This is a genomic window from Chrysiogenia bacterium, from assembly GCA_020434085.1.
In the GTDB taxonomy this organism is placed as follows: Bacteria; JAGRBM01; JAGRBM01; order JAGRBM01; family JAGRBM01; genus JAGRBM01.
Genome location: JAGRBM010000386.1, coordinates 1 through 4823, shown reverse-complemented (window position 1 = coordinate 4823; position 4823 = coordinate 1). Strand labels below are relative to the sequence as shown.

Sequence of the window (4823 nt, the reverse complement as noted above, 5' to 3'; positions counted from 1 at the left end):
AGCGCCAGCGCCTCCGACGAGACATCCGTGGCGACCGCGCTCACGCCCGGGCGCTCTTTCAGCACCGCCAACGCGATGGCCCCACTGCCGGTGCCGATGTCGAGAATCCGCGCCTGCGAATCTTCCGGCAACTCCTCAAGCACGGCGTCGACCAGAACTTCGGTTTCCGGCCGGGGGATGAGCACCGCGGGGCCAACTTCCAGGCTCACCCCGTAAAAATCGCGCCGGCCGAGAATATAGGCCACCGGTTCGTGGGCGGCACGGCGGCGAACAAGTGCCCGGAAGGCGTCGAGCTCCGCGGGAAGCAGTGGCTGGTCCATCCGCAGGTAGAGCTGCACCCGGTCGGTGTCGAGCGCCCGCGCGAGCAGCAGCTCGGTATCGAGCCGCGCGCTCGGCGAGCCCTTGCTCTCCAGGTACTCCGCCGTGGTCTGGATCAGGCGCCGGATGGTCCATCGCTCTGGCTTTCCGCCGCCGCTTGCCACCATGACGCTATTCACGGTCGCGCTCAGGAAGCGGCGGCCGCGGATCCTTCCTCTGCCTTGAGCATCTCTGCCCGGTAGTGGGCGATCAGCGGGTCGATCACCTCGTCGAGATTCCCCTCGAGCACCTGCGTGAGCTTGTAGAGCGTCAGGTTGATGCGGTGGTCGGTCAGGCGCTCCTGCGGGAAGTTGTAGGTGCGGATGCGCTCGCTGCGATCGCCGCTGCCCACCATCTTGCGTCGCTGCCCGGCGATGGCCTCGTCCTGCTCGTCCTGCATTTTTTCCAGCAGGCGCGAACTGAGGATCTTGAGCGCCTTGGCCTTGTTCTTGTGCTGGCTCTTCTCGTCCTGACAGCTCACGACGAGCCCTGTCGGCACGTGGGTGACGCGCACGGCCGAGTCGGTCGTGTTCACGCTCTGCCCGCCGGGCCCCGAGCTTCGATAGACGTCGATACGCAGGTCGTTGGGGTCGATGTTCACCTCCACGTCCTCGGCCTCCGGGAGCACCGCGACGGTGCAGGCAGAGGTGTGGATGCGTCCCTGGGCCTCGGTCTTGGGGACGCGCTGGACGCGGTGGGTGCCCGCCTCGAACTTCAGGCGCGAATAGGCGCCCGCCCCCTTGATGAGCGCGATGACTTCCTTGAAGCCGCCCACCTCGGACTCGGACATGGACAGTACTTCGACCTTCCAGCCGCGAAGCTCTGCGTAGCGGGTGTACATGCGGTAGAGGTCGGCGGCAAAAAGCGTCGCTTCGTCACCGCCCGTGCCGGCCCGGACTTCCAGGATGACGTTCTTGTCGTCGTTGGGATCCTTGGGCAGCAGCATGACCTTGATCTCGGCTTCGAGTTCTTCGGCACGCGCTTCGAGCTCGGGCAGCTCGGCCTTGACCAGCTCGCGCAGGTCTTCGTCGCTCTCTTCTTCGAGAAGTTCCTTGTGGGAGGCCATCTCCTCGCGGGTCTTGCGCAGGATGGCCCACGCGCCCATGAGGGGTTCGAGTTCGGAGTGTTCACGCGAGAGTTTGGTAAAGCGGTCCCGGTCGGACACCACACTGGGGTCCGAGAGGAGTTTTTCCACTTCCTGGAAACGGGTCTCGATTTCCGCAAGTTTCTCGAACATGACTCTATCCGGCCGGCGCTATCAGAGCGCATTCAGCTCATAAAACAAAACCGCCCGCGACTGCACTTGGCGTCTGCGGGCGGCTTTGGAAACTCTGGGGTCGCTACTTTTTGTCTTCGGTCTTACCGTATTTCCGACGGAAGCGCTCAACCCGGCCCGCGGTATCGACAAGCTTCTGCTTGCCCGTGTAGAACGGATGGCACTGCGAACAGATATCCAGCGAAAAATCGCCGCTGGTGGAGCGCGTCTCAAAGACGGCACCGCACGCGCAGGTGATTTTGACAGGTGCGTAGTTGGGGTGAATTCCCGCTTGCATGGTCTTCTTCTCCGGTTCTTTACCCAATCAGTCCCAAACAGCCGGTTTGGGCAATTCGGGAGCGGCCTTTATAGACAATCCGCCCGACCGGCGCAAGGGGCGCCCTTCCCGGGCCGTATCCACGTGCAGCCAAAGCCCTCAAAACAGGGCTCTGCCTGTCCTAGAAGGCATATTCGACACGCGCCTGGACGCGATCTTCGTCCTCAAAGGCGGTGAAGAAGCTGTCCTTGCCCCCGATACCGCCCACGATCTGGCCCGTCACGGTCAGGGTCAGGCCGTCGGCCGGGCTCCACTGGACCTCGGGCTCGATCTGGTGGTCGGCGTTCCGAAGGTTGATGAAGGCCCGGGCCTGGATCTTGAAATACTCGCTGAACTTCCACTCGATCACCGAGAGGGTCGCGTGCTCGAAGAAGTGGCGCAGGTTGGCACCGGCGCGAATGTTCTTCTGCCCCTGCTTGGGCAGTTCCTGATCAGTGGCGTACTGGATGAGGATCATCACGTCCTGATCGCCGATGACGTTGGTGAAGGTGTAGTCGAATCCGCCGGTGGCCTGCAGGTAGGGGTCGTCGATCAGCGGGTTGGTCCCGTCATGATCGCTCGTGATGAAGTAGGCGGCCTCCCAGCGGATGCCGAGCTGGCCCACCGTGGTGGCCCCGTCGGTTGCAATCATGTGGATGCGGCTGTGTTCTTCCTGCAGGGCGAAGACGGCATTGCTGGTACCGCCCGGAAACGGGTTCACGGTCTCGGAAACAAAATTGGGCCCGAGGAAGAAAGTTGCGATCCGGTCGTGGAGGTAGCCGTAGCTAAGCGAGAAGTCCCAGCCCTCCCACGTGTAGTCGATCTTTGCGCCGAACTCCGAGGACTTCACCCCGTCATCGGGGAACAGGGAGTTATCGTCAACATATTCAATGTTGTAGGGCCCGGTGGAGGTCAGTCCAAAAGCCGCCTGCCCGTTCGGCACAAGGGTCGGAAAGAAGGTCGAAGGGAAAAAGCGACTGTTTTCCTTCGTCAGCGGCAGGGTGTCCGGCTGGAAGTAAGGCACCCAGATTCCGGTCAGCGTGAAGTCGCCCACAAATCCGCGGGCCTGCAGGGCGACGATGCCTTCCTCTTCTTCTTCGAAGAAGTCGGTGAAATCCTTGATCTTCCACACGTCGGTGGGACGAATGGTGTCGGCGCGCCCCCAGGAAATGATCTGCTTGCCGATGCGAAAGTCGACGTATTCGCTGTAGTAGTCCATCCAGGCTTCATCGAGGAAAATGTCGTTGCGGTCCTCGTCGCTGCCGTCGAAGCGGAACTCCGGCGCAACAAAAGCCTTGATGTCGTCGCCGTAGAAAACCCACTCGGTATGGAATGCGACTTCATTGCGGCTGTCGATTTTCGGAGAGCCAGTGTTTTTGATGAAGCTGAAGTGTTCGTAGTGAACGTAGCCATTGAGGGTCAGATTTTCCGTGAGTTCAATGGCGGCCGCCTCCCGCGGAAGCGCTGCCAGCAAAACTCCCAGGAAAATCAGCCCCAGTTTGCGCACGTGCCTCATCATGCGATTCCCCCCTGTTCCGGGCCGCCGGCCAATGCCGGGCCGATCTCGGCCTGCGTGGCGGGCGCATCCCCCCACGGCTTGAGCTTGAGCAGAAGCGCCGGCAGCAACACCAGGTCGCCGATCAGCGCGAAAATCATGGTCAGTCCCGTGAGGTATCCGAACATGCGGGTCGGACGGAAGTTGCCAAAGACCAGCACGCCAAAACCCACGAGCAGGATCACGGACGTAAAGAAGATCGGGCGCCCCACGACGTGAGTGGCCCGGCGGGCGGCCTCGGAGTAGTTCCAGTCGGCCTTGCCCAGCTCCACGTGGAAACGATTGAGATAGTGGACGGTATCGTCCACCGCGATTCCCAGCGCAATGCCCGCGATCATCACCGTCGCCGCATCGAGGTTGAATCCGAAGTAGCCCATCAGCGCGAGCGTCATGAAGATCGGCAGGCCATTGGGAATCATGGAGAGCAGCCCGATCTTCCAGCTCTTCATCAGCACCGTCATGAACAGGTAGATGATGAAAAATGCCAGCGCGAGCGACTGCATCTGGCTGCTGAGCAGGAGCCGGTCGAATTTCGCATAGAGCGGCACGACTCCCGTGATGTTCGCCTGCACGCCGCTGACCCGCACGGCGTCGGTCACAATTTCCTGCGCGCGGTCCATCATGTCCAGGTACTCTTTGCTGAGCGTGGCCGGACAGCGCGAGGTGACGCGCACCTTCGAGTAGTCGTAGTTCACGAAGCGGTTGATGTCGTCGTCACCGGACGTCTCGGCCAGCAGCAGGTACTGCGCCACCATGTCGCTCGTCTTGGGTACGCGGTTCATCTCCGGGCGTCCCTCGTTGAGCGACTGGTTGATGTCCTTGAGGTAGTTCACATGGGAGAAGCTGTTGGAGACCTGCGGATCTTCAAGAATCTCACGCTGCATCTGATCGATGGCGCGCAGAAGGACCGGGTCCTTCGCCGTGTCCTCATCACCGCTGAAGACCACCTCGAAGCTCGAAAGTCCACCCAGGCGATCCTGCATGAAGGTGATGGCCTGGCGCACCCAATGATCCTTGGAGAGGTAGGCCATGGTGTTGCCTTCTACATTCACCATGGAGATGCCGATGATCGACGCGGCAAAGAGCGCGGCGCTCACACCGAGCACGGCGCCCGCGTTTCGCTCCACCCAGTCCCCCAGGCTCTCCAGCGAGCGTGAGACGATACCCTCGTGGTAACGCTCGGTACGCGCGGCGTCGGGCATTGGCAGCAGGGAGAGCAGCGCGGGAATCAGCATCACCGTCACCACGAAGGCAAACAGGCAGCCAAGGCCCGCATAGATGCCCAGGTGCTGAATCGGGACCACCGGGCTGGTTGAGAACGAGAAAAATCCGGCCGCCGT

5 protein-coding genes are annotated in these 4823 nt (G+C 61.8%); all 5 read right to left on the bottom strand.

The window, feature by feature from the left end; all coding sequences use genetic code 11:
* The coding region (locus KDH09_13320; GenBank protein ID MCB0220674.1) for a peptide chain release factor N(5)-glutamine methyltransferase at positions 1-497 on the bottom strand (497 nt) is incomplete at its 3' end.
* Between the two features lie 8 nt (positions 498-505).
* A complete protein-coding gene (prfA, locus tag KDH09_13315; protein MCB0220673.1) occupies positions 506-1594 on the bottom strand; it encodes a peptide chain release factor 1 in 1089 nt (362 codons plus the stop codon).
* Positions 1595-1697: 103 nt separating this feature from the next.
* A complete protein-coding gene (gene rpmE, locus KDH09_13310; GenBank protein MCB0220672.1) occupies positions 1698-1910 on the bottom strand; it encodes a 50S ribosomal protein L31 in 213 nt (70 codons plus the stop codon).
* Between the two features lie 160 nt (positions 1911-2070).
* A complete protein-coding gene (locus KDH09_13305) occupies positions 2071-3444 on the bottom strand; it encodes a hypothetical protein (protein ID MCB0220671.1) in 1374 nt (457 codons plus the stop codon).
* On the bottom strand, positions 3444-4823 hold a 1380-nt coding region (locus KDH09_13300), incomplete at its 5' end, for an MMPL family transporter (GenBank protein MCB0220670.1). The genes KDH09_13305 and KDH09_13300, both read right to left, overlap by 1 nt.